The organism is Hymenobacter roseosalivarius DSM 11622, assembly GCF_900176135.1.
Lineage (GTDB): Bacteria > Bacteroidota > Bacteroidia > Cytophagales > Hymenobacteraceae > Hymenobacter > Hymenobacter roseosalivarius.
Map to the genome: position 1 here is coordinate 24,454 of NZ_FWWW01000098.1, position 24,603 is coordinate 49,056.

The window sequence follows — 24,603 nt, forward strand, 5'->3', positions numbered from 1 at the left end:
CTCATGAGAAAAACTTTGTTCCTCTGTCTGACCCTACTGTTGGGTTACTCTGGATTGGCTTCGGCCCAGTCGCTTTCGCCCCTGGGCACATGGACCAACTCTGAAAAGAAGGCCACATTTGAAATCTACAAATGCAACGGTGACAAGCTGTGCGGCAAAATCGTGTCGCTGACTACGCCCAACGATCCGGCCACGGGCAAGCCCAAAACCGATTCGATGAATCCCGACCCAAAAATGCGCTCCAAGCCCCGCCTGGGCCTCGTGTTCATGCAGGGCTTTGAGTACGATGAAGGCAACAAGTGGGACGACGGCAAAATCTACGATCCGGAGACGGGCAAAACCTACTCCTGCTACATGAAGATGCAAAACGCCAACACGATGGAGGTGAAAGGCTACATCGGCTTCTCCATGATTGGCCGCTCCCAGACCTGGACCCGCGTGAAGTAAACCACACCTGCTCTCAGCACGTACAAGCGACGCTCCTAACTAGGGGCGTCGCTCTTTTTTGTACCTTACTGCTCTCTAAAGTCAGGTTTGACGTGCGGGCTGGCTTCTTCATATCAACTCTTCTTTCTTGAAACACCTCTTCTTTACGTTGTTGCTGTGCTTAGCAATCATAGCGGGCGCAGCCGCCCAAACTCACTCTCCGCTGGGGGTGTGGAAAGACGATGCGGGCGAAACTCACGTAGAGATATATCGGTGCGGCAACTCGAAGCAGCTGTGCGGGCGGTTGGTGTGGCTGAGCGAGCCGCAGGATTCGACGACGAATTTGCCCAAAACCGACCGCCGCAACCCCGAGCCAGTAAAGCGCAATCAGCCCCTGCTCAATCTCGTGGTGATACAAGATCTTAGCTATGACCCCGATGATGAGCGCTGGGAAGATGGCCGGATCTATGACCCTATGAATGGACGCACCTATTCCTGCTACCTCAACATGGTTAGTAAGGACCGCATGGAAGTGAAAGGCTACATCGGCTTTTCCTTCATTGGGCGCTCCCACTATTGGTCGCGGGTGAAGTGAAATGGTGAGGGGTGAGCTAGTGAAGTGGTGAGTTTGACGTTCTAGCGGCGCATCCTGCGTTAATGATGCAGACAGAACGTCAAACTCACCATCTCACCACTCACTATCTCACCTAATACACGGCCTGCACCCGGTAAGATTTGCCCCGGAAGGAGAAAGCGTCGCCGGGACGGGTAGTGGTCATGGCCTGATAAATGGGTGAGAAGGCGGATATAACAAAATACGGCTGCCCTTCCACCTTTATCTCCCCCAGGCTGAGGGCGATAAAAAACGTTTGGCTATCGGTGACTACCACGGAGCCAAGGCCCGGCTGATTGAGGGAAGGGCGCACGTCTGAAACGCGCTGTAGCACCTGCAGGCCGGAAAGGGCCTCATCCAGCTGGCGGGCAAACAGGTCGCGCTGAATCTGGCAGGCCTCCCGAAACGACTCGAACTTATCTTCGATGGCGCCCTGGGTTTCGTTGGCGCTTTCCTGCACCAATAGCATGGCTTCGCGGGCAGTATCCGCTTTTTGCTGCTGAGCCCGCCGGCATTCGGCCAAGAGTTGCTGACGCAGCGCAGTACGTTGTTTGGCAGTCATTTGCATAGAATAGCTGTAGAAATAGAAAGAGAAAAGATGCCGATTTTGGGCCGTGCGTTGCAGGCATCCTAAAAACTATTTCTGACAGGTAATGTTGCTCCCTGTAATCTCTCGCTACTGCTCTTGTTTACTTTTTTAAAACAGCTTTTAAGTCACAACTCAGCTCCTACCCGGACCGACTGGCAACCGGCCGTGCGTACGTTGGCTCAGGTAAAACGACATGAGCAGTGGCTCGCTGAGTGCGTTTACTTGAACTGGGCTGGTCCGTATTTTAAAGCCTATCACTTTCGCAAAGCGGGTGTAAACAGCAGTCAGGGCCTGCGGGTGCAGCTACTTACGGACAACGGCCGGCAGGGGGCTATTTTTTTCTTCGACCCCAGCATTGGGCCGGGCAACTTTCGCCACTTCTTCGACTTTACCCGCGGCCGGGTGCTGCAACTCGGCTACAACCTTTCTACCTCCGACCAGCGCACCCTGGAACACCCGAGCTACACTGAAACCATTGACAAGCATTTTCTGAAGCCTCAGCCCAATGACTGCTCGGAAACGGGCCGGTGCAACCAGCGCTTCGGCAGCATCACCATCGACCTGATCAGTATTAATGGGCAGCCCGGTTTCATCCGGTTCTTCGCCAATCCCTATCACGACGACATTTTTACCCCGGCACGCTCGTTTGACGAACTGATGGCTGCCGTGTATCAGCTGCCGCCGGCTGATGCGCACGTACAAGCCCGAATCGCGGAGTACGCCCGTGAATAGGTTGTTTGTCAAAGCAGCAAGAAAAAAGCCCCCCAGTCAACTATTGGGGGCTTTTTTCTTGCTTAAACAGAATGCTTACTGACTGTTATTCACGCACGAAGCGCAGGCGCTTTTGCTCACCTGTAGCGCTGATGAGCAGCAAATGATACAGGCCACTGGCTAACGGGCGCGTGTTCAGCTGATTGGCAGCAGGGCTCAGGTTTTGACGCAGCACCTGCCGGCCCACGGCATCCATCACCAACGCTTCCACTGGTCCCGGCAGATCGGCCAGGGCCAGAAAGTCGCGGCAGGGATTGGGGAAAGCGCTTACGTTGGCCAGCGTACGGCTCTCGCTGCCGATATCGACCAAAGCGGCGTTGCGCGTAATCGGGCCGGTGGCGTTCAGCACCCATTGATCAGGATCAAGCTCGATACCGGTGACCGTGCCCGCGACTGGCACGCCAAAGGCAGTAACCAGCTGACTCTGGCGCAGCCGCACCACCTGGCTGCTGCCCGTGTCAAAAGTGATTTTATAATCCAGCTCGGTTTCAAAAAAGGGCGTCACGCTGGGCATGGAAGTGGTTTCGGTGGTTTGCAGCAGCAAATTGCCCCCCACCTGATTCCAGCGGACGCTAAAGGTGGGGTAGCCTTCGCCCGCGTACCACTGCTCAAAAAAGCCAGCCAGCGAGCGGCCCGCTTCCGCCTCAAACACGCGCTGTAAATCAGTGGTGCGGGCCGTGCGGCCGGAATAGGTAGTTTGAAACGTGCGCAGCGCCCGGAAGAATTTGATATCGTCGTGGAGCAGGTAGCGGAGCATGTGCACCACGGCCGCGCCTTTCTTGTAGCTCAGGCGCTGATCGAATATGCGGCCTACGCTGGTAGTATCGGGCACGCGCACGCTGCCGCCGGGCGTCTCAATGCGGTTGCCATTGACTCGATCAATCCGAAACTGCACCTGCTCATGGGCCTGATCCAGCCATTGGCGGGCGGCTTCGGGCGAGGCCAGCGCCCGCAGCGAGAGGTATTCGCCGTAGGAAGCAAAGCCTTCATTCAGCCAGATATCTTCCCACGAGGCGCAGGTCACATTGTCGCCAAACCACTGGTGAAACAGCTCGTGGGCGGTAAGGGTAAAGTTGAAGCCATCCTGCGTGGTCATGGTTTGATGCTCCATACCGCCACCGATGGGCGCCATGCTATGCCCGTATTTCTCATTGGCAAATGGATACGGTCCTACCAGCGCCGAGTAATTCTCCAGAAAAGCCGGCGTCCGGTCTATTTCCGTCCGAAAATCATTGAGCGCGGCCTGATTATAAACGTAGTTGACAATAGGCACCCGCACGCCGCCGGGCAGATTAGCGAAGTTTACATACTCCAGATACGGCGCCACGGCCACCGAAACGAGGTAGTAGGCAATGGGATGGCGCGACCGCCACTGGTAGCGGCTGCGGTTATCGGGTAAGGGCACCACGCGCGCCAACACGCCATTGGAGCCCACTTTATTCGGGTTTCTGGTCGTAATCCAGACGTCGGTGGAGTCGGCTTTGTCGGTGAGCACCTGCTTGCAGGGCCACCACTCGTAGGCGTGAAAAGGCTCGCTCAGGCTCCAGGTCACGTTCAGGTCGTAGCGGGGCACATAGCGCGTATCGAGGGCATTGCCGATGGCGGCCGAGCTGCCGTTGGGAGCCGTGCCGTGGTAATAAATAACCGCTTCAAACAACGCATTGGCGGCTACCGCCTGCGGCAGCGGCACGCTCACGTCGCCGGATTCGCGGCGCGGCGCGGGGGTGCGGCGGCCGTTTACCAGCACCGAGTCGAGCAGCAGCGCCGGGTGCAGCTCGAAGGCCAGCACATCCAGCATTTGCCCCCCAGCGCGCGCCAGCAGCCGCACGGAGCCGCCCACGGTGCGGGCATTATTTTCCAAAGCCAGGTCCAGCTTGTAGTACTTCACATCGTAGCGGTCCATGAGGCGGCGGTGGACCGGCGTGGTCAGCTCCTGCCGGGCGCTGGTACGCAGGCGTGTTTCGGCGCAGCCCTGGGCGGCCGAGCCGTTTACATCGGCCGCCACGGGGCGGTAGGCAGAGCGTTGGGCCTGGGCCTTGTGCCCGATTATTAGTAGGCAAACCCAGAAAAGCAGAAAGCGCGTCATGGAGAAAAATTAAGGACAAAGGGCACCTGAAGCCGGGACTCTTCCCGGCAGTCAAGGTAGTGGCGGGTATCCTGAAAACTATGGGCTGCTAAAGCGGGTTCCAGGGTCGCAAGTTGTATATTTAGAAACAACTCCGCCCTGATTCCCAAGCTATTCGACTAATGCTTACACTTCTACGCTTTCCCGTAGCTCACAACCGACTGCATTTTCTGCTGCTTTTGGTTTGCGGCTTCTTTGCCCGCCAGGCCGCTGCCACCCATATCGTAGGCGGCGAGCTGGATTTGCAGTACCAGACTGGCAGCACGTATCGTATCACACTGAACTTGTACTTCGATGCGCTGAACGGTAATCCGGGCGCGCTGGACCAGGATCTGACGGTCAGCATTTTTGAAAAAGCCACGAACCGCCGCCTGCAAAATGTGGTGCTACTGCTCTCCACCAACACGTTTGTAGCCTACACTAACCCGGCCTGTACCCAGCTTTCGCTGAGCACCCGCAGTCTGGTGTATAGCCGCGTGGTGGAGCTACCGGCCAACATCTACAACAGCGCCGGCGGCTACTACGCCGCCGTGGAGCGCTGCTGCCGCAACAATGGCATCAACAATATCGTGCTGCCTGGCAACGCGGGTCAAACCTTCTATCTGGAGTTTCCGGCCGTGGTGCGGAATGGGCAGCCGTTCGTCAATTCTACGCCCCGCATCTTTCCGCCGCTGAGCGACTACGCCTGCCGCGGCGACCTGTTTTACTACAACTTCAGCGGGCAGGATGCCGACAAGGACTCCTTGGTGTATGAGTTGGTGACGCCCTTCAACGGCAGCTCTAACCCTGCGGAGCCGAAGCCAGCCGTAGCCGCCCCGGCTCCGTATTCTTTGGTAAACTGGAACGCTGGCCTCGGTACCCAAAACCAGATTCCCGGCAACCCGACGCTTAGTATCGGGCGTTTTACGGGCCGGCTGGAAGTGCAGCCTACCCAAATCGGGTTGTTTGTGTTTGGCATCAAGTGCTCCGAGTATCGCAAGGGCGAGAAGATTGGGGAAGTGCGCCGCGATTTTCAGCTTAAAGTGCTCAACTGCCCCAGCAATACGCCCCCGGAAATGGTGGTGCTGCTGCCCAATAACCCGCGCGCCTACCAACCCGGTCGCGATACCCTGCGCTTACAACCCAACGCCGACCGCTGCGTCCGCCTGCGCTTCACCGACCCCAACCCCAACTCCCGCCTGAGTTTATCGTTAAACCCGGTGAATTTCGCGGGGCCCATCCCCACCTTCACAAGCATTACCCAAGGCACCGTTCGCACCCCCGGCTCCCCCGATACGCTGGTGTCGCAGCTGTGCTTTCCAGCCTGCCTGGACTCGAAGGGCAAGGTATTTTTCGTCGATGTCATTGTGGCTGATGATGGCTGTGCCCTCCCCAAGCGCGACACGGTTCGGGTGGCGTTTACTTCCGTGCCGGTGCCGAATGGCGCGCCGCGCATCACGACCACGGCCAGCCCGCTCCCTCTGCGCGCCAGCCCCGGCGACCTAGTGACGTTTGATATAGCCGTTACCGACCCCGAAAACGATCCTATTACCCTCACGCTGGCGGGGCGCGGCTTTCAAGCAACGGCTGTGGGTGCCCAGCTCACGCAGGGGCTAAGCGGCAATCAGGTGCAGGGCCGCTTTAGCTGGCGCGTGCCCTGCCCTACTTCTACGCAGCGGCTTTTCGAGTTTGAGCTGAACGCAACCGGCTCGCCCTGCGCTGAGCGCCAGAAGACTACCGTAGTCATACCCGTGCAGGTGGAGTATAACAACCGCCCCCCGACGCTTACTTCCAATCTGCCGGCGGCCCTCAACGCGGAGCCCATCGTTATTCGCCGAGGACTGGGGGGCATTTTTGAGGCAAGATTAGAAGGTCTGGATGCTGATTTAGACCAACTCACCCTCACCGCCGCGGGCAATAATTTTGATCTGGCCGCGGCGGGTATGAGCTTCGTGCCGACTAACGGGCCGGGCCGGGCCACGGGCCTATTCCGCTGGGAGCCCAACTGCGACCAGGTCGCGCTGGCGACTCCTTTGGAAGTAACGTTTCAGCTGCGGGAAGCCACCTGCTCGCCCGTGGGGCAGCAGCGAACCGTGCGCTTCGAGGTGGTAAGCGCGGATACGCTGACCTTTTTGCCCCCCAATATCTTCACTCCCAATGCCGACGGCACCAATGACTACTTCGAGCTGCGCGATTTGCCCCCCAACTTCTGCAATGCTGAATTCGCCGATATCAGGATATACAACCGCTGGGGCAAGCAGGTGTACGCCTCCACCAACCGCGACTTTCGCTGGGATGGCGGCGCTATGCCCGCCGGCGTTTACTATTACCTGATAGAATATACCGACAAGCGGCGCTACAAAGGCAACGTTACGATTGCGCGCTAGCCACACCAGAGACGGGTGGCAGATAGGGTTGGCATCACTCTAGCATTACTTTTGCACGCTGCCACCCATCTTCCTTTTCGCTTCGATATGATTTTTACCAAGAACTCCGGCTTTCTGCTGGCCTTGCTTTTGGCCGCTACGGTTCCCGCTTTGGCCCAATCCAATGCGAAAGCCGCGCCAGCCCAGGCCACGGCATCCGCCCGCAAGGCTACGCCGTTTGATGGTCTGCGAAAATATATGGCCGAGAATACCCGCTACCCGGAGCAGGCGCGCGCCAAAGGCATTGCGGGCACGGTACACGTACGGTTTGAGCGCGACGATGCCGGCCGGATTATCAATCCCAGCATCGCCAAATCATTGGAGCCGAGCTGCGACGCGGAGGCCATTCGCGTGATTAAAACCATGCCGCTGCACCTGCTCAACGTGTTTCCGCCTGGTATGAGCATGTTGCTGCCGGTAGTATTTCCGGCGCCTAGCACCGAAGCTACAAAGCAATAACCGACTTTTATCAGGCTTCGCTAAAGCAATAGGCTTTGCGGGAACTGGTACGACGGACGTAGTATCTGGCAAATACCAGTTCGTAAAAAAGCCCCCCAGAGGTTGTCTGGGGGGCTTTTTTGGTGGAATCCGAGACTAATATAAAAACAGAAACAGCGCAAACAGCGCTACCCACAAGCCATCCAGAAAGTGCCAATACATGCCCAGCATCTGAATCTGACGGCGGCGGTATGGGTTGCGGATGAAGACCAGCGTGCGCACCCCGTCGCGGGCGGCGTGGGCGGTGCGCAAAAACAGAATCATCAGGAACAAAACGCCCCCCAGCAGGTGCAGAATGTGCAGCGCCGACAGCAGATACACGTAGGTGCCGCTGGCCTCGCCATTAAAAAAAACACCCTGCGCGATCAGCTCGCGCCATCCCAGACCCTGCATCCCTACAAAAACGGCCGCCAGCAGCAGCGTAGCGCCCAGGCAGCGGGTGAGCATAGCCACATCATCCTGCTGGTAGAGCCGGCGGGCCTGACTGATGGTATAGCTGCTGACCAGCAACACAATAGTGCTGATGGAGAAGTAGCGCGGAAAGGGGTGCAGGCCCTGTGGCATGGCGCTATGGAAGCGCGTTTGGGCATAGGCCGTGGCCAATATTACAAACAGCACCGTGCTGGCTATCATGCTCAGATACAGCAGCATTTGCATGGGTGGTATCCGCTCCATGCGGGCAAACGTGGATGCTGGCCGGCCCGCGCCTACTTTATTTCTAGGGTCTTTGTCAGAATTCATTAGCTGGAGGTAGCAGCGTGTGCTTGGGCAAACCAATCCGGCGGCCTTTAGTTCCGGGAGGGAGGGCCAGAAACCACGGGTTGGGGTATCCAAGATACGCAAATCAGCCACCGCTGACCAGGCTTTTTTAGTGCGATTTTTTGGGAAGGCATCCTCGTCAACAGGTAGTTGCGCCTTACCGAATGGTGGCGCAGCCCCTCCCCCAACATCCTTACGCCTTGCCGGAGCCTCTTACCCGAATAACAGAGCGTGCCAGGCCATCGGGATATCGGCCTCATACTGCCCTGGCATGACGGAAACGCGGCCCAATAAACGTCCTTCCTGCCGAAAGCCAAGCTTTTCGTAGAGCGTAATCGCGCGGTGATTGCTTTCGCGCACCAACAATTCTACGCGGCGAGTGTGGGGAGAACGCTGCTGCACACATATTAATAAAGCGCTGAATAGTCGGTGCCCGAGCTGCTGGCCCTGAAACTGTGGGTGCACGGCCACCGTTAGCTCGCCCATAACGTGCGCGAAGATCTGTAAGCCACTGGAGTAAGTATGGATTTCACCGGCCAGCCCCGCACCCTCCGGCCGCTCGACTACCAGCGCAATACCGGTAGCCAGGCTGCGCGTCAGAAAAGTCTGCACGTACTCAGCCGTTATTTCGGCCGGCTGCCGCGCCAGGCCGCCACCCTGCTCCGCTACCGTGCGGTAGAGAACCTGAATGGCGGCCGCATCAGCGGCAGTAGCAGAGCGAACCGATAGTTCCGCCATAAAAGGTCTTTGCTGGCAGTTGTCTGCAACTATTTTTTTATACCGACTAGAGAAAAGCTCCAAGTTAGCTCCCCCGGAAGAAGGACCCGATTTTGCCGAGCACCGCGTTGAAGCTGATTTTGGGAGCACCGCCAATGCCAAACGTGACGTGGGTTTTGCCCGCCACCCGGAGCTCCAGCACCAAACCCAGCGTGCGCGCCAGATCGTGGAGCTGCTGCAAGGGGTCAAAACCGGGCGGCTTAGGCTTCTTGGGACCGGGCGGGCCGCTGGTAGCCGCGTCGAGCACGCGCTGACTGGGAAAATTGACGATGAGGTAGTTGCCCGTTCCCGCCACCTGCACATGGTCGTCATTATAGGAGATGACCAGGCGTGCGTCTATTTCCAGGCCCTTAACCAAGAGTAGAAGGATTGCTGGGGGGCAATTGTTGGTCGCTGGCTGGGTTTTCACCGCGGGTACGAATGCGCAAAGAGCCATTCAGACGCCAGGTAGCGGCCGGTGCCGCCGGATTCTGCGCGTTGGGCACCTGCAATTCTATCTGGTCGAATGCGCAAGAAAGCTCCACGCCTCCCGAGAGTTTGGAGAGCAACGAAGCAGCCGTATCAGCCCAGTTGGGGGCACTTTGTGAGGAAGAATCAGCCATAAGAAAAAGGAATAAAAGTGAGAAATAAAGCCCGGCAAGCGGGGCTAGTTGCTAAACGTGCGAGTTGAGGCACGGTTTTGATTGGGGTCGAAAGCTACCACCTGCGGGGGGCAAACGCAATCTTGTGCTTTTGGCTAGCATCTACTATATTCAGTATAGCGTATGAAAGCTCAGCTGTAGCCGCCTAGGTTACCTAAAACCTCACTCTCATGCCCTATTCCTATTACACTCTGCTTAGCTCCTGCGCCCTGGTTCTGTTGAGTTTCACAACCCAGGCGCAGGAGTCGCTCCCCGCTCCTGCTGTCTCCACACCCCTCGACTGCACCCATCCGTTCGGCCTCAACAGCTACATGGAGCTGGTTTACTCCATTACCGATGAGCGGGGCAAGCCCGCAGGCACTATTCGGCAGCGCGTGGTGAGCCTGGGAGCTCAGACCAACAAAAAGAAAACCGTCACGACCAATACCGCCCTGGTAAAAAGCGGCTTGTACGATGTTAAAAACCGCCTGATCCGCCTGCAGGATCTTACTTACGGCTGCCGCCAGGATACTACCTTCACCGACGGCATGAGTGAGATAGAATTTAAAAATCTGTCATCCTTCCGCGACCGTCGCCTTGCGTATACCCCCGTCGGGCTGGCCTGGCCTAATGAGCCTACCGTAGGCACTATGTTGCCGGGCGGCGGGGTATCGGTGCAGGTGAGCAGTACAGCGGTGAATATCGCGCAAGTAAATACCACTGTTCGGCGGCGCCGTATCGTCAGTGGGCCAGCCCCGTTGGTTACTCCAGCCGGCACCTTCCAATGTTACAAGGTGGAGTGCGAGCGCGAGGCAAGTACAGCGCCCCGCGAGGATATGGTGATGCGTACCCGCACCCGCGTGATTGATTATTACTCTCCGGCTGTGGGCATCGTCAAAACAGAGGTCTACAATAAGAACGGCAAGCTGGCCGAGACCCGACTTCTCACGGCCCGCAATGCCGGTAATCAGCCGTAAGCACTATCTTGGGGAACTGTTCCTGACATTTTACCCAACACTAGTATGTATAAGTCTTTTTTGCTAATAGCCAGCCTAGTAGTGGTCGCTTGCCAGTCCTCGCCTACTTCCGACGGCAAAATCGCTGCTTCAACCCCGGATGCTACCCAGAAAATGCCCCCCAGCGGCGCGGGGGCCGAGGGCAAAACGTACGGGGCACCTATCACGGCTGCTAATGCCGTGCCCGTGGCGCAGCTCAATCAAGTGCTGGGTACGAAGGACTCGGCGCAGGTGAAGCTGGTAGGTAAGGCTACTGAGGTGTGTCAGGCGAAGGGCTGCTGGATGACCATAGCTACTGCCGACGGCCAGCAAATGCGCGTCCGCTTTAAAGACTATGGGTTTTTTATTCCAAAAGATATCAGCGGCAAAACGGTCGTCATCAATGGTTGGGCCCACCGCGAAACCGTTCCCATCAGCGATTTGCGCCACTACGCCACCGACGCCGGCAAATCAGAAAAGGAAGTAGCCGCTATTACCAAGCCCGAGCAACAGCTTACTTTTGAGGCCGATGGCGTATTGGTTATGGAAAAAAGCCTTTAGTTTTTTGAAGTAAAGACAAAGAGGCCCCAAGTCGTATGGTTACGACTTGGGGCCTCTTTTTGCGTTCAATTGCTGACCTCTATAGGAGCCAAACGGTAGCCCAGAAGGAAACGGCATCTGCTCAAATTCGTAGCTTGCAAAGCCAACGCACTACGTTTCATGACCGCCATCCAAGACCAGATAAAGGCCCTCACTGAGCGCCTCCACCACCTCAACTACCAGTATTATCAGAAGGATATTTCCGAGGTTCCGGACCAGGAATTTGACCAGTTGCTGGCCGAATTGCAGCACCTGGAGCAGCAGTACCCCGAGTTTGCGCTACCCAACTCCCCCACCCAGCGCGTGGGCGGCACCATCACCAAGCAGTTCCCCACGGCCCTGCACCGCTACCTCATGCTCTCGCTGGGCAACACCTACTCGGAGGCCGACCTGCGCGAGTTCGACGAGCGGGTGCGCCGCGGCCTGGGCGGCGACGAGTTCACCTACGTCTGCGAGCTGAAATTCGACGGCGTCGCCATGAGTCTGACCTACACCGACGGCCAGCTCACCCAGGGCGTCACCCGCGGCGACGGCACCCGTGGCGACGTGGTGACCAACAATGTGCGCACCATCAAAAACCTGCCGCTCTATCTGCGCCCCGCCGAAAACCAGCCCGCCGAGTTTGAGGCTCGTGGGGAGGTATTTATGCCGCTGCCCGTATTTGAGGAGCTGAATAAGGAGCGTGAGCAAAACGGGGAAGCGCTGCTGGCCAACCCGCGCAACGCGTGCAGTGGTGCCCTCAAATTGCAGGATTCGGCCCTCGTGGCGGCCCGCCGCCTGCGGTTTTTCTCTTACGGATTTCTCAGCCCCAACCGGGGGGCTTTTCCAACCCATAGTGCTTCGCTCGAAGCCTTGCAAAGCTGGGGCTTACCCGTGTCGGACAGCTGGCGGCGCTGCCACTCTATGCAGGAAGTGCTCGACTTCATTCATGAGTGGGAGAAAAAGCGTTTTACCCTCCCCGTTGCCACCGACGGTATCGTGATTAAAGTCGATAATTTCCGGCAGCAGGAAGTATTGGGCTATACGGCCAAAAGCCCGCGCTGGGCTATTGCTTATAAATACCCGGCTGAGGCCGCCCGTACCCGCCTGCGCGAGGTGCAGTATAACGTGGGCCGCACCGGTGCCGTCACGCCCGTAGCTCACTTAGACCCCGTTCCCCTGGCCGGCACCGTGGTCAAGCGCGCTTCAGTGCACAATGCCAACCAGATTGCTGCCCTCGACTTACGATTGGGTGACATGGTATTCGTGGAAAAAGGCGGCGAGATTATTCCTAAAATAACCGGCGTAGACCTTACTGCTCGTCCCGCTGGTAGCCTCCCAATCAGCTTTCCCGCTAATTGTCCGGCCTGCGATACGCTCCTCATCCGCCCGGCCGGCGAGGTGCATTTCCGGTGCCCGAATGAGCGCGGCTGCCCGCCTCAGCTCAAGGCCCGCTTAGAGCACTACGTATCCCGCAAAGCCCTGAACATCGATGGTTTGGGGGCCGAAACGGTGGGGCGCTTCTTCGACCTGGGTCTCGTAACTACGCCTGCTGATATCTACGACCTGCCCCAGCGCCGCGATGAGCTAGTTAAGCTGGAGCGCATGGGCGAGAAGTCTATTCAGAACCTGCTGGCCGGTATTGAAGCCAGCAAGCAGGTTCCCTTCGACCGGGTACTGTTTGGGCTGGGTATTCGCTACGTGGGCGAAACCGTAGCCGATAAGCTAGCTGCCCACTACCGCACCGTTGATGCTTTGGCGGCTACCTCCGCCACCGACCTAGCAGCCGTACCTGAAGTCGGTGGCGTTATCGCGGAGTCGGCGGCAGCTTGGTTTCAGGATGATTTCAATCGTCAAATCATGACCCGGCTGCAAGCCGCCGGCGTCCAGATGGCGCTGACAGGTGAAGCGCCAAAGGCCGTTAGTGACCGGCTGGTGGGCCTGACCTTCGTGCTATCGGGGGTTTTTGAAGACCATAGCCGGGATGAGTTGCAGCAGCTGATTGAACAGCATGGCGGCAAAGTGACGGGCTCGATCAGCAAAAAGCTTAGCTATCTGGTTGCCGGCGACAAAATGGGCCCTGCCAAGCGGGAAAAGGCCCTGGAGTTGAAGGTACCTATCATCAGCGAAAACGATTTAACAGCAATATTGTCAACTCCTGAAACGATTGCGGAGCCAGACATTTTTGTATCTTTGCCCGTAACCCCGCTGGCCAACGAGCCGGTGGAGCCGCCGACTAATCCCGCCCCTGCTGCGCCTTCACCGGCGACGGGCGGCGGAGCAGGTCAACAGGGTTTGTTGTTTTAGCGCTTGCGCTGACCTACCCAGCCGGCTCCCGGGCCGCCTTGTACTACTGTGGGTCGCATCGGCCTTCCACCCGGGGCCGGGACCTTCCCACCCTGAGCCACAGTAGTACAAGGCGGCCCGGTCGAGCTGGAGTGAGCCACTGGCCACTTTCTCTTTCCTTTTTGACTTCTTATTATGAAAATTCTTTCCCGGGTCTTTGGCCTACTTTACGCTATTGTCATCCTAGTCCCATGTGCTTCGGCCCAAAAAGCCCCCCAGCAGGTTTCTAAACCAGTATCAGGAGCAGTGGATGCGGCTACCGCAGCCAAGCTTATCAAGCAGCCCAATGTTGTGATTTTGGATGTTCGCACCCCCGCTGAGTACGCTACTGGCCATGTACGGGGCGCTAAAAACCTTGATTTTCGGGCCCCTAATTTTGCTCAGCAAATAGCCCATCTTGACCCCATCAAGACGTATCTGCTGTACTGCGCCTCGGGCAACCGGAGCGGTCAGGCCACCAAGCTAATGCAGACAGAAGGTTTTCCTAAAGTGGTGGATGCAGGCGCGTTTAAGACCTTGCAGGCAGGGGGCTTGAAAATCGAATAACCTTGCTTTGAGGTAGTAACAAAAATTTCAGGGATGACTGTCAGACAACCGCGAAACCTCCAGCGCTTAATTTCTTAAAAAACTCCTAGTGCACTCCAGGGGCTTTTTTCTTGAAATTACCCTGCGTAATATTTTCCAGATCGGCCGCTGTAAGCACACCTACATAAAAAGGATAACTGTGCGTAGCCACGCTGCCCTGGCCATCATTGGCAGTCACCAGCAATCGATAAGCGCCTTTTTTGACAGGCGCTTTTACTAGGGCTCGCGAACCCTGGGCCTGTATAATAGCAGCTGGCAAAGCTTCGCGCGCCGTACGATGCTGGGGGAGGATAAAATTTTCGTTGACGTCGGGCACAACTTCCCACTGTATAGCCAGCGAGTCGCCTTCGGGGTCGGAGGCCACCACGGTCGCCTCATATGTGCCGCCCGGCCGTAGGAAAGTACTTCTTAGGGGCGTCTTGCCCGCCAGCCGCAATGATCTCAGGCGCGGGGCCTTGTTCGGCATCGATTTGCCCGTCCACAAATAGTGAATCATGTCCACTACAGCGGTTTTTTCGCCGCTCGGCGTGAATAAGCTAAACCACATGGATGTCTGCTCAAACCGCTGCCCCCAGTACAAGACGTAACCGCCCAGACAGTAGTCCTTGTCGCCTATCATCGTCTTTTCGTATCGGGTTCGGATGTACTCTGCCTTGGTATCGCTGCTTTGGTCCAGCGGCGCTCGCCATTTGGTTTTAGGTGCTTCACCTACCCACCAGCCCCGCGCACCATACTCCCCCACGATGTAAGGCCCTGACCAGCCGCTCCCGACCAGGTGGGCTCGGATGCGCCCCAGCTGGCTAAACACGTTAACCGTCAGCACATCCAGATCGGGGCAGAACCGCTCCACCGCCGATACCATATGCAGACTACTGGTCATCGTAGTCGTGACGGGATGATAAGGATCCAGTTCATGGATCATCTTTACTACATCGTTCAGAATCTGAAATGCTCGCGGGTTATTGGTATGGTTATCCAGCTCATTACCCACATTCCACATGAGTAGCGCCGGGTGGTTGCGAAACCGGAGAACTTGTCGGCGAATCTCTTCGTTCTGCAACGCTACTGCTTTGCGGTCATAATAGTCAAAGTCCTCATACTCAGGCTTCATCCACAACCCCAGCATTACCGTCAGGCTCTGTTCATGAGCCTTATCCATAATAGCATCCGCATAATTAGTCGTGTAGAGGCGAAGAGAATTGCCCCCCAGTTCCTTTACCCGGTCCAATTGTTGCAGTCCGGCTACTCCTTTGATAAAGTAGGGTTTGCCGCCCCGCAGAAGTTGATAACCCGTTTCCGTTTTTTTATTTGGACAGGTATTACACCTTTTGGTGCATTGGCTAAAGCATCGCTTTTTTTTGCGTTCGACTGACAATTAAAAAGTACAATACACAGGCTGCTTAGCCAAAAGATAGAGTAAAAACGGGAGGTAAATAACATAGGGCAGAAAACTATCGTAAGGGCACGCCGGAGAGCATTGAATAAATAAAAGTAAAAAATTGGCGAGTAATAATTCAATTTGTATTACTTCACAATAGTACGATACGCTTAGGTTTATACTATTAAGGTTGAGCTTAAATAATGCATGCGCTCGTAAGAATACCTTTACCAAAGAGTTAATTTTCAATGAGCCTAGATACTGCCCGTTCGGATCCTAAACCTGCCAAGGCGACTATGCCAAAGCCTAGGCCTGCTCCAGTTGAACACAAAGTTAACTACGGCTTTGAGGAAGGGGTGCGGCAAATGCGCCTTTTAGTTTTGGTGGGCGTGATCCTGACAGGTCATTTCCTGTGGTGGTTCGCTGACTCCGATCATATTGGCTACCCACTGCTGTTCTGGCTGCTAACCGTTTCCTTAGGCTTCAAGCTGCTGCGCATGCTGCACGAGTGGTACCACTACGTGCAGGTAAGCAAGCCGGTTCTGCCAGCTGGCATGAGTCGCCAGTACACCGTTGATGTTCTCACTACGGCGTGTCCCGGCGAGCCGCTGGATATGATTGAGCGTACGCTGCGGGCCATGCGAGCTATCCGCTACCCCCACACCAGCTACCTCTGCGATGAGGGCAACGACCCCTATTTGCGCGACCTCTGCCAGGACTTGGGCATTGTGCACGTTACCCGAACGAAAAAAATCAACGCCAAAGCCGGCAATATCAATAACGCGCTCCGCCAGGCCAAGGGGGAGCTGTGCGTCGTGCTCGACCCCGACCACGAGCCCACGCCTGACTTTCTGGATAAAGTGGTGGCCTACTTTGCCGACCCCACGGTGGGCTATGTGCAGGTAGTGCAGGCCTATGGCAACCAGCAGGAAAGCCTGATTGCCCGCGGCGCGGCCGAGCAGACTTATCACTTTTATGGCCCGCTGATGATGGGCATGAACGCCTACAACACGGCCCAGGCCATTGGGGCCAACTGCACGTTTCGGCGGGCGGCCCTGGACAGCATCGGCGGCCACGCGGCCGGCCTGACGGAGGATATGCATACGGCCATGCGCCTGCACGCGCAGGGCTGGAAGTCGGTATACGCGCCCGTGATTGTGAGCCGCGGGTTGGTGCCGGCCTCCCTGGCTGCCTACTACGCCCAGCAGCTGAAGTGGGCCCGAGGCAGCTTTGAGCTGCTTTTCCGGGTTTATCCGACGCTCTTCTCCCGCTTTACCTGGCGGCAGCGCCTGCACTACCTCACCCTGCCCCTGTATTTCTTCTCTGGCGTTGTGGCCCTTATTGATCTGCTGGTTCCTATTCTGGCTCTGTCACTTGCCGAGTTTCCCTGGCATTTGTCGCTCCCGCAGTTTGTGCTGCACATGACGCCCATCGTAGCCATTTCCATGCTGATCCGCTACAATGCGCAACGGTGGCTTCGGGAACCTCATGAGGCCGGACTACATCTGACGGGGGGCTTTTTGCGCATAGGCACCTGGTGGATTTATTGCCTGGGCCTGATTTATACGCTACTCCGGATACGCGTACCATACATCCCTACCCCCAAAGATGGCCACGCCGGTAATGAGTGGCTGCTGAGCCTTCCCAACCTGCTGATGGCAGTTGTATGCGTAGCGGCTGCCCGCTATGGGCATTACCTTATGCAAACGCCTTATGCCTTGCTAATGATGGCGTTGGCCATGAGTAACGCCGCCATTCTGGGAGTTTCGGTGCTCATGGCGCAGCATAATCTCCTGAAGGGTATGATGCGCTTTGCGAACACATTTAGTCCCGTTCGTTGGCTGGTGACTAAAAGCGAACAGCTACTTACTGGGCAGAATAATGAGCTTTTTCCCCGCTTACGAACAGCCGCCGTCTACTTTGCCTTCTTCCTGTTTACGGCCCACACCTTCATCAGCCTGGGAGTAAACTTTTGGCTGGATCGTACTGCTCCTTCCCCCGACCTTATCTGGACGCGTACGGGTGTGGGCAAAGTACGGATGGGTTATGCCGCTACTTCCTCAGCAACCATGTGGCTAGCTTCCACCTCCTTGCCCTCCCGTACCGGAGCCGATGTAGCTTCACCAATTAAGGAAATACGCCTGACCCCGGCACTAGGTCCGCAGATATCAGCAGAGGCCCTTAAGAAAGCGGATGCGCAGGGTAGTATTCCGCTACTGAGTTGGGAGGTAAAAAATGGCTCTTTCAATGACGCTGCCTGGAAGCAATCAGTTGCCGTTATTCGGGACCATAATCAGCCCGTGATGCTTCGGCCCCTCATCAAAGCCCGTAACCCGGCGGCGTACCGTCGTACCTGGCAACGCCTGGTAACCCGCTTTAGAGCCTCCGGCGACACCAGTGCCGTCTGGGTCTGGACGCCTCCTGCGCCCGACTCCGTTGCCGCGTATTTTCCCGGTGCCACTTACCTCGACTGGGTTGCCGCTGACTGTATGACCTCGGGGCCGGATGCAGCAACCAAATCTTTGCGGAAGTACCGCTCCCTGCGCTTACAGCTTGCTCAACGGGCCGAATTAAACAGCATGCCTGTCCTGCTGCTGACGCCCTTGAAGCCGGGTCAGACCGTGCAGGCGCAGTCTCGGCGCTTAACCAGTATGTACCCGGAAATCAAAGGGCTCCTTTTCGGTTCGTTGCCTTCCAACGACAAGTCAACGGCCTTGAACCTTAGCGCCTCCGTTCCTCCGGATAAGGAATAAGCGATAATCTTTGCCTCCTTATGAGAGGCTGATTTGAAGACAACAAAGCTTCGTGTTAGACCACATAAAAAGCCCCCCGGAAAGTATCCGGGGGACTTTTTTTATAGGCTTCCAGCTTCTAGAAGCTGTTCTTCATGCTGTTATTCAGCGTACGGGGCGACCAGTAGCCGCTGGCAATAATGCGGCGAATGGTAAACAACGGATCCTGCTGGTCGCGCTTTTCGGCCAGCACGAAGGCGCCAACAAAGCCCCTTTTCTTCAACTCCGGAATAGCCTCAGGGTTCCACAGGCCAAAGGGGTAAGCGAAGTAATTAATCTTCTTGCCCGTGATTTCTTCCAGGGTCTTGGTGGGTTTTTCAATCTGCGTTACCCAATCCTCACCTTGATACTTCTTCACGTTGTGGTGGTCCCAGGTGTGCGAGCCGATTACGTGGCCTTGGTCAGACAGCTCCTTTACCTGCGCCTTGCTCATGTAGCGGGGCCGGCCCAATGACACGGTCATGATAAAGAAAACGCCCTTGAAGCCGTACTTGTCCAGCTCCGGCTTAGCCACCGTAAATTGGTCCAGGTCAGTATCGTCAAAGGTGAGCATGACGGGCTTGGAAGGCAGTGGGGCACCCGTAGCCAGATAAGCGTACAGCTGATCGGGCAGGATGGTATGGTAGCCGCTATCGGCCAGCATCTTGATCTGGTCGCGAAACTGAGCCACTGGCACTATATAATCCTTCGCCCCCTTGGAGTCTTTCGGCTTCCAGTCACGCACCTGGTGATAGCAGAGAATAGGCACCTGGGGACGAGCGAGAATCTCGGCGGCGGTGGCTATTTTAGCCGCCGGAATGGTCGCTGGATCGGGTGCCGGCGCGTTTGGATTGGCTGGTACAGTGGCCGCTGGTGCAGTCGTAATACTCTCGACAGTAGCTAGTTCTTTCGACTCCGAAGCGGCAGCCGATTTGGTTTCGCAGCCAGACAGAACAAGCGTGGTAGCTAAAATGCTGGCAACAAAAAGTGGGGTACGGGTAAGCTTCATGCGGGGAGAAAGCAGGAAAAAGAGTCGATATTTTAAACGAAAGGAAAGGCCAGAATAAAGCTTTTGGCGGTAGTCGCTTACCTTCACACAACCATTCCCTTTACAAAACAACGGCTAATTCCCGCATGGACCAACAAGATTCTCACCTTTCTGCCTTGCGTGGCACCGGGGTTGCTTTAATTACTCCTTTTACCTCCGCTCCCGACCATGCCGTGGATGTTGAGGCCCTGCGTCGCTTGGTCGATTTTATGGTAGATGGCGGCGTTGAATACCTGGTTATCAACGGCACAACAGCCGAGTCGCCGACCGTAACGGCCGCTGAGCGCGCTGAGATTCTGCGCGTTGTGCGCGAGCAGGCAACTGGTCGGGTGCCCCTCGTGTATGGCATTGGCGGCAACGATACAGCGGGTGTTGAAAACCTGCTGCGCACCATCGACCTGACCGGCGTTATGGCCATTCTCTCGGCCAGCCCCGCTTATAATAAGCCTTCCCAGGCCGGCATCGTTGCCCATTATGAGCGCCTGGCCGATGCTTCTCCCCTGCCCATTATCCTCTACAACGTGCCCGGCCGGACCAGCTCAAACATGACGGCCGCCACGACCCTGACCCTGGCTCAGCACCGCAATATCATTGGCATCAAAGAAGCCAGCGGCAACTTGGAGCAGTGCATGGCCATCGCGGCCGGTCGGCCCGCCGGCTTCCTGCTCATCAGTGGCGACGATATGCTGACCGTGCCTATGATTTCCTTCGGCGCGGAGGGCGTAATCAGCGTACTGGGCAATGCTTTTCCCAACCGCATGAGCCGCATGACGCGCGCCGCGCTGGGGGGCAATTTTGCCGAAGCCAGTGAGTTGTTGTTTGGGTTTTTGGGCCTGAACCCATTGATGTATGAGGAAAGTAACCCGGTAGGCGTGAAAGCCGCCCTGGCGGCGCTAGGCATTTGCTCCGATGCAGTGCGGCTGCCGCTCGTCGCTGCTTCGGAGAGCCTGACGGAACGGGTGCGGCAATTGGTTTGATGAACAACCACTATAGTAAATAAAAAGCCCCCGGATAATCTCTGGGGGGCTTTTTTCTTAAAATCAAGTGCAGGAGGATCTACCAGCCGCTTGCCAGCACATCGGCTACATGCAGCGTTTTGATGGGCTTTTTCTCCCGCCGAATGTAGGCATCCAGGTGCATGAGGCAGCTCGTGTCGGTGCTGACGATGTAGCGGGCACCGGTAGCTAGGGCGTTTTCAACCTTTTGCTCGGCCATAGCCACCGAAATGGCTTCAAACTTCACGGCAAACGTGCCGCCGAAGCCGCAGCAGGTTTCGCTTTCGTCCATTTCCAGGCGCTCCAGGCCCTGCACGGCATCGAGCAGTAAGCGTGGCGCGGCTTTGATGCCGCATTCTCGCAAGGCAGAGCAGGAATCGTGGTAGGTATATTGGCCGGCTAGCCTGGCGCCCGGAATGGCGGTGATGCCCAGCACATCCACCAAAAACTCCGTCATTTCAAAAATGCGCCGCTGCACTCCCTGGTAGCGGGCCTGGTCGGCGGAGCCTTCAAACAGCTCCGCATACGCGTTGCGCACCATACCCACGCACGACGCCGACGGACTCACGATATACCGATTTTGCCCCCCAGCCGGAAAATCGTCCAGAAACTTGGTGGCCACCTCGCAGCTTTCGGCTTTGTAACCAGCGTTATAAGCGGGTTGTCCGCAGCAGGTTTGATTGGTATTGTAATGCACCTCGCAGCCTACGGCCTCCAGCACCTTCACCATATTCATGGCGGTCTGGGGGAAAAGCTGGTCTACGAAGCAGGGAATAAATAAATCGACGATGGGCATAGCGAAGGATGAAGCGCAGATCGAAGGGAAAGCCAAACGGGCGCTTCGCTCAGTGAGCTGACAGGGCGCTGGGGGACTTTTTACAAAGCCCAACCGCCAGATGAAGCAGGCTTTGACCGCCAAACCCTCCGTTAGAGTTACTTTTTACCAAAACCAAAGACTTCCCCGGCGGCTGTCTGAGCAATCCGGAAGGCGTCCCGGTTAAGGCCCAAATCTACGCCAGTCTCGTCAAAGTAGGCCACCAGCTTTTCGGTGGGCATGTTGCCGGTGAGCTTGTCGGTAGCCATCGGGCAGCCACCCACGCCGCCAATGGCCCCATCGAAGCGGCGGCAGCCAGCTTGGTAGGCAGCGTCTACTTTCTCGCGCCAATACACCGGGGCCGTGTGCAGGTGCGCGCCAAACTCTATTTGGGGGAAGGCCGGAATCAGCTCACTAAATAGGGGCGTAATGGTAGCGGGCGTGGAGGCGCCGATGGTATCGGAAAGGGCCACGATTCGCACGCCCATATCGGCCAGCTTTTGGGTGAATTCGGCCACTACTTCCGGGCTCCAGGGGTCGCCATACGGATTGCCAAAGCCCATCGAGAGGTAAGTCACCAGCGTTTTACTAGCCTTTTCGCACACGTTCTGCATCTCGGCTAGCTCAGCCAGGGCCTCCGCGATGGTTTTGTTGGTATTACGCCGCTGAAAGGTTTCGGATACCGATAAGGGGAAGCCGATGTAGTGAATCTGAGGATGCGCGGCCGCCGTTTCGGAGCCCCGCAGGTTGGCTACAATGGCCAGGAGCTTGGTGCGGGTGTTGCTCACATCGAGACCGGCCAGCACTGCTTCCGTATCCCGGAGCTGGGGAATGGCTTTCGCCGACACAAAACTTCCAAAATCAAGGGTATCGAAACCGACGCGGAGCAGGGTATTGAGATAAGCGATTTTGGCGGAGGTAGAAATAAACTCTGGCAAGCCCTGCATAGCATCACGCGGGCATTCAATAAGCTTCATAAAGAAAAACACAGAAGTGGGTGGGTGACCTGCGGGGGGGGGAAACAAAAGTAGGAGGAAATCGGTGGGATTGGCGCGAAAAATCCAGTCTTATGCTTTAGCTGATAAGACGAGCCAAAGCGAATTAGTTGCCAACCTGAACGCAAAACGCCGCCGCGCCAAGCTGCTCGCTAAGCCGTAGCCCAATTCAGTCCTGCCGAACCTCTCGGCTGACGCCGGGGTTATGTATACAACTTGCGAACCTAACCCAATCTGATGCCTTTACGCTCCGTGCGCACACCGCTTTATTGCTTATGCTTTTTACTGTTGCTTTCTGCCTGCGGCAAGCAACAGACGCTTCAGGCCATCTTTCAGAAAACTACTCCTCACGAGACTTACGCTCGCCGCCTGCGCCAGAGTGGCCTCGATCAAACGGCGCTGGGTCGGGACTGGCTCGCCGCCGCCGACCGTGCCCTGCGCGACTCGCTGGTCGTGACGCTGCCCTTTCAGGAAACCGGCTTTTTTCGCGCCGATCAGGCCCGGGCGGCCGCGTACCGCTACGCCGTGCGCGAGGGCGAGACTGTCCGCATCAGCCTGACGCTGGATGCCGGTGCTGATGTGCGGGTTTTTCTCGATGCCTTCGAGCTCAGCCCCGATAACGCCCCTCCCCGCTTCATCTCTTCTGCCGATACAGCCGCAGCCACTTTTAGCTACGTGGCTGAAGACGACCGCCAGCATTTGTTGCGCGTGCAGCCCGAGCTGTTGCGCACGGGTCGCTATACGCTGAGCATTCAGCGCGAGCCGTCGCTGGCTTTCCCGGTGCAGGGCAAAAACGACGTGGCCGTGGGTAGCTTCTGGGGCGTAGACCGCGACGCGGGTACCCGTCGCCACGAGGGCATCGATATTTTTGCCAAGCGCGGCACGCCCGTGGTCGCCGTTGCACCGGGCCTCATTACGCGGGTAAACGACACGCCCAGAGGGGGCAAAGTGGTCTGGCTGGCCGATACCGAACACGGCCAGCACCTCTACTACGCCCACCTCGACCAGCAGCTCGTGCAGGCCGGTCAGACGGTGCAGATCGGTGATACGCTGGGGCTGGTGGGCAATACCGGCAACGCCCGCACGACCCCACCGCATCTGCATTTCGGCATTTACCGGGGCGGCCGCGGAGCCGTTGATCCTTTTCCCTTCGTGCGCCGTGCCGATGAGATGCCCGCAGCCCCTCGTACTAGCGCCGAGCGCCTCGGCCAATGGGTACGCGTGCGGGAGAAGCGCGCCGACCTGCGTTTAAGTCCGGCCGCGAAGGGCACTGCTACCCTCGCGAGCCTGGTGCGTAACACTCCGCTGCTGGTAGTAGGCAGCCAGACCGATTATTACCGCGTGGAGCATCCTGGGGGGCAAATTGGCTACATCGCCGCCCGGTCGGTGGTATCGGCCGCGGCCGAGCCTCTGCGCCGGGAGCTGCTAGCCGCCGCCACCAATCTGATAAAACTGCCCCAAGCCGGCATCCCCCCCTTCGATACCCTGCCGGCCCGCACTAATGTTGTCATCTTAGGCGAAGTAGCTGGTTTTCAGCTTATAAGCAGCGCAGCGGGCGTAGTAGGCTGGGCAGCAAAGGCGGGTTAAACATTTGAGCAGCTTCTGATGGAAATGCTCGAAAAAAGCAGAACCCATTCCAGAGTGTGTGAACAGATAAAAGCATGACCGCCTCACGGGGTTGACTGTCCACACACCCTAAGTAACACTTAGCATAACCCACTCATCAAAACATCAAAAAGCCCCCCAGAAAATATCTGGGGGGCTTTTTTGATGTTTATATTCTATTTGAAAGCCTACTGGGCTATTACTACTGCTCGCTGCAATTCCTTGGCATACGCGATACGCCGCTCCCGACCGCCTGTACCAATGTAGTCGAAGCCCACGGCTTTGCTGTCGCCCTGGATGGCAGCCCAGACTTGCGGCTCTACATCTTCGGGCTGGTCAGCGGTGCGCGAAATGGCGGGCTGCGTGAACCGGTCGCTGCTAAAAAAGGCATTCATAGCCTTCAGAATAGCTATCTCCTTATCACGTACGGTGGCCGCGCTGGGGTTTTCCAGATCCCGGTCGCTGAGCAGGGCCGTGGCGGGCATTACCTCGTTTCGGATGGTGTCGCCGGTAGCGTCGATGATGATAAAGCGAGCCTGCGCGTTCAGGATCTTAGGCCCCTGCAACAAGAGCACAAAATTGTCCTTCTGCTTATTGCTGGTAAAATTATGGCTGGACCGCACCGTATTCAGAATGCTCCGCTCGGTGAGGCGGGCACGCTGATTGGGAGGCATCGGCATAAAGACCTTTCCGTCGTTTTTAGCAGTAGCTGTTTCGCGTTCAGTCGTGATACACGACACTTGAAACAACAAGGTGGCCACAGCGGCAGAGAGAAGAAGTTTTTTCATTATATAGGCTAAACAAGCATCCAAAGTTAATTCGACGACACTATAAATTGAATCATATAGTGACCAGCTTTCATAGCTAAATTTGTACCAAAGCAAGCATTTCAGGATATTTAAAACATAA

General features: G+C 56.8%; 23 protein-coding genes. 12 read left to right on the forward strand and 11 right to left on the reverse strand.

Features of this window, described 5'->3' with window-relative positions:
• The first annotated feature begins 3 nt into the window (after nt 1-3).
• Both B9A24_RS18705 and B9A24_RS18710 read left to right on the forward strand, forming a co-directional pair.
• On the forward strand, nt 4-447 hold the full coding sequence (locus B9A24_RS18705; protein ID WP_084447542.1) for a DUF2147 domain-containing protein: 444 nt from the start codon (nt 4-6) through the stop codon (nt 445-447).
• 127 nt (nt 448-574) lie between these two features.
• Entirely contained in the window at nt 575-1,021 is a 447-nt protein-coding gene (locus B9A24_RS18710; RefSeq protein ID WP_084447543.1) for a DUF2147 domain-containing protein, read from the forward strand.
• Nucleotides 1,022-1,133: 112 nt separating this feature from the next.
• Here B9A24_RS18710 and B9A24_RS18715 read toward each other — a convergent pair whose 3' ends face one another.
• Nucleotides 1,134-1,601 carry a hypothetical protein gene (locus tag B9A24_RS18715; protein WP_143435055.1) on the reverse strand — a complete coding sequence of 156 codons (468 nt, stop codon included), beginning with the start codon at nt 1,599-1,601 and terminating at the stop codon, nt 1,134-1,136.
• Nucleotides 1,602-1,724: 123 nt separating this feature from the next.
• On the opposite strand from B9A24_RS18715, the gene B9A24_RS18720 reads away from it, so the two are divergent.
• Entirely contained in the window at nt 1,725-2,360 is a 636-nt protein-coding gene (locus B9A24_RS18720) for a hypothetical protein (RefSeq protein ID WP_084447545.1), read from the forward strand.
• An 85-nt stretch (nt 2,361-2,445) separates the two neighbouring features.
• On the opposite strand, the gene B9A24_RS18725 is transcribed toward B9A24_RS18720, so the two are convergent.
• Nucleotides 2,446-4,485 carry a M1 family metallopeptidase gene (locus tag B9A24_RS18725; RefSeq protein WP_084447546.1) on the reverse strand — a complete coding sequence of 680 codons (2,040 nt, stop codon included), beginning with the start codon at nt 4,483-4,485 and terminating at the stop codon, nt 2,446-2,448.
• Nucleotides 4,486-4,646: 161 nt separating this feature from the next.
• On the opposite strand from B9A24_RS18725, the gene B9A24_RS18730 reads away from it, so the two are divergent.
• On the forward strand, nt 4,647-6,890 hold the full coding sequence (locus tag B9A24_RS18730; protein ID WP_084447547.1) for a T9SS type B sorting domain-containing protein: 2,244 nt from the start codon (nt 4,647-4,649) through the stop codon (nt 6,888-6,890).
• A gap of 51 nt (nt 6,891-6,941) precedes the next feature.
• Nucleotides 6,942-7,388, forward strand: coding sequence for a TonB family protein (locus B9A24_RS18735; RefSeq protein WP_143435056.1), 447 nt, complete (start codon nt 6,942-6,944; stop codon nt 7,386-7,388).
• 135 nt (nt 7,389-7,523) lie between these two features.
• Here the strand turns inward: B9A24_RS18735 and B9A24_RS18740 are convergent, their stop codons facing one another.
• From B9A24_RS18740 to B9A24_RS18750, 4 genes are all read right to left on the reverse strand, one after another.
• Nucleotides 7,524-8,168 (reverse strand): cytochrome c oxidase subunit 3, encoded by a 645-nt coding sequence (locus B9A24_RS18740; RefSeq protein WP_084447549.1) that lies wholly within the window; start codon nt 8,166-8,168, stop codon nt 7,524-7,526.
• A 231-nt stretch (nt 8,169-8,399) separates the two neighbouring features.
• Nucleotides 8,400-8,924 (reverse strand): GNAT family N-acetyltransferase, encoded by a 525-nt coding sequence (locus B9A24_RS21835; protein ID WP_143435057.1) that lies wholly within the window; start codon nt 8,922-8,924, stop codon nt 8,400-8,402.
• A 64-nt stretch (nt 8,925-8,988) separates the two neighbouring features.
• Nucleotides 8,989-9,321, reverse strand: coding sequence for a hypothetical protein (locus B9A24_RS21840; protein WP_143435058.1), 333 nt, complete (start codon nt 9,319-9,321; stop codon nt 8,989-8,991).
• On the reverse strand, nt 9,314-9,565 hold the full coding sequence (locus B9A24_RS18750) for a hypothetical protein (protein WP_084447551.1): 252 nt from the start codon (nt 9,563-9,565) through the stop codon (nt 9,314-9,316). The genes B9A24_RS21840 and B9A24_RS18750 overlap by 8 nt, the downstream gene beginning before the upstream one ends.
• A 209-nt stretch (nt 9,566-9,774) precedes the next feature.
• On the opposite strand from B9A24_RS18750, the gene B9A24_RS18755 reads away from it, so the two are divergent.
• The 4 genes from B9A24_RS18755 (at nt 9,775) to B9A24_RS18770 (ending at nt 14,049) form a co-directional block, all read left to right on the forward strand.
• A complete protein-coding gene (locus B9A24_RS18755; RefSeq protein ID WP_084447552.1) occupies nt 9,775-10,560 on the forward strand; it encodes a TapB family protein in 786 nt (261 codons plus the stop codon).
• 45 nt (nt 10,561-10,605) lie between these two features.
• Nucleotides 10,606-11,139, forward strand: coding sequence for a DUF4920 domain-containing protein (locus B9A24_RS18760; RefSeq protein WP_084447553.1), 534 nt, complete (start codon nt 10,606-10,608; stop codon nt 11,137-11,139).
• Between the two features lie 159 nt (nt 11,140-11,298).
• Nucleotides 11,299-13,464 (forward strand): NAD-dependent DNA ligase LigA, encoded by a 2,166-nt coding sequence (ligA, locus tag B9A24_RS18765; RefSeq protein WP_084447554.1) that lies wholly within the window; start codon nt 11,299-11,301, stop codon nt 13,462-13,464.
• A 174-nt stretch (nt 13,465-13,638) separates the two neighbouring features.
• Nucleotides 13,639-14,049, forward strand: a complete 411-nt coding sequence (locus B9A24_RS18770) for a rhodanese-like domain-containing protein (protein WP_084447555.1) — start codon at nt 13,639-13,641, stop codon at nt 14,047-14,049.
• Between the two features lie 85 nt (nt 14,050-14,134).
• Here the strand turns inward: B9A24_RS18770 and B9A24_RS18775 are convergent, their stop codons facing one another.
• Nucleotides 14,135-15,247, reverse strand: coding sequence for a glycoside hydrolase family 2 TIM barrel-domain containing protein (locus B9A24_RS18775; RefSeq protein ID WP_084447556.1), 1,113 nt, complete (start codon nt 15,245-15,247; stop codon nt 14,135-14,137).
• 515 nt (nt 15,248-15,762) lie between these two features.
• Here B9A24_RS18775 and B9A24_RS18785 point away from each other — a divergent pair.
• Nucleotides 15,763-18,219, forward strand: a complete 2,457-nt coding sequence (locus B9A24_RS18785; RefSeq protein ID WP_084447558.1) for a glycosyltransferase — start codon at nt 15,763-15,765, stop codon at nt 18,217-18,219.
• 118 nt (nt 18,220-18,337) lie between these two features.
• Here B9A24_RS18785 and B9A24_RS18790 read toward each other — a convergent pair whose 3' ends face one another.
• The gene (locus tag B9A24_RS18790; RefSeq protein WP_084447559.1) at nt 18,338-19,246 is read right to left on the reverse strand and encodes a polysaccharide deacetylase family protein; all 909 of its coding nucleotides are present in this window, start codon (nt 19,244-19,246) and stop codon (nt 18,338-18,340) included.
• A gap of 125 nt (nt 19,247-19,371) precedes the next feature.
• On the opposite strand from B9A24_RS18790, the gene dapA reads away from it, so the two are divergent.
• The gene (dapA, locus tag B9A24_RS18795; RefSeq protein WP_084447560.1) at nt 19,372-20,262 is read left to right on the forward strand and encodes a 4-hydroxy-tetrahydrodipicolinate synthase; all 891 of its coding nucleotides are present in this window, start codon (nt 19,372-19,374) and stop codon (nt 20,260-20,262) included.
• Nucleotides 20,263-20,341: 79 nt separating this feature from the next.
• Here the strand turns inward: dapA and B9A24_RS18800 are convergent, their stop codons facing one another.
• The gene (locus tag B9A24_RS18800; RefSeq protein ID WP_084447561.1) at nt 20,342-21,076 is read right to left on the reverse strand and encodes a (Fe-S)-binding protein; all 735 of its coding nucleotides are present in this window, start codon (nt 21,074-21,076) and stop codon (nt 20,342-20,344) included.
• A 137-nt stretch (nt 21,077-21,213) separates the two neighbouring features.
• On the reverse strand, nt 21,214-22,071 hold the full coding sequence (locus B9A24_RS18805) for a hydroxymethylglutaryl-CoA lyase (RefSeq protein ID WP_084447562.1): 858 nt from the start codon (nt 22,069-22,071) through the stop codon (nt 21,214-21,216).
• Nucleotides 22,072-22,326: 255 nt separating this feature from the next.
• On the opposite strand from B9A24_RS18805, the gene B9A24_RS18810 reads away from it, so the two are divergent.
• On the forward strand, nt 22,327-23,676 hold the full coding sequence (locus B9A24_RS18810) for a M23 family metallopeptidase (protein WP_084447563.1): 1,350 nt from the start codon (nt 22,327-22,329) through the stop codon (nt 23,674-23,676).
• 206 nt (nt 23,677-23,882) lie between these two features.
• On the opposite strand, the gene B9A24_RS18815 is transcribed toward B9A24_RS18810, so the two are convergent.
• Nucleotides 23,883-24,482: a hypothetical protein gene (locus tag B9A24_RS18815; RefSeq protein WP_084447564.1), complete on the reverse strand. Its 600-nt coding sequence runs from the start codon at nt 24,480-24,482 to the stop codon at nt 23,883-23,885.
• Between the last annotated feature and the right edge of the window lie 121 nt (nt 24,483-24,603).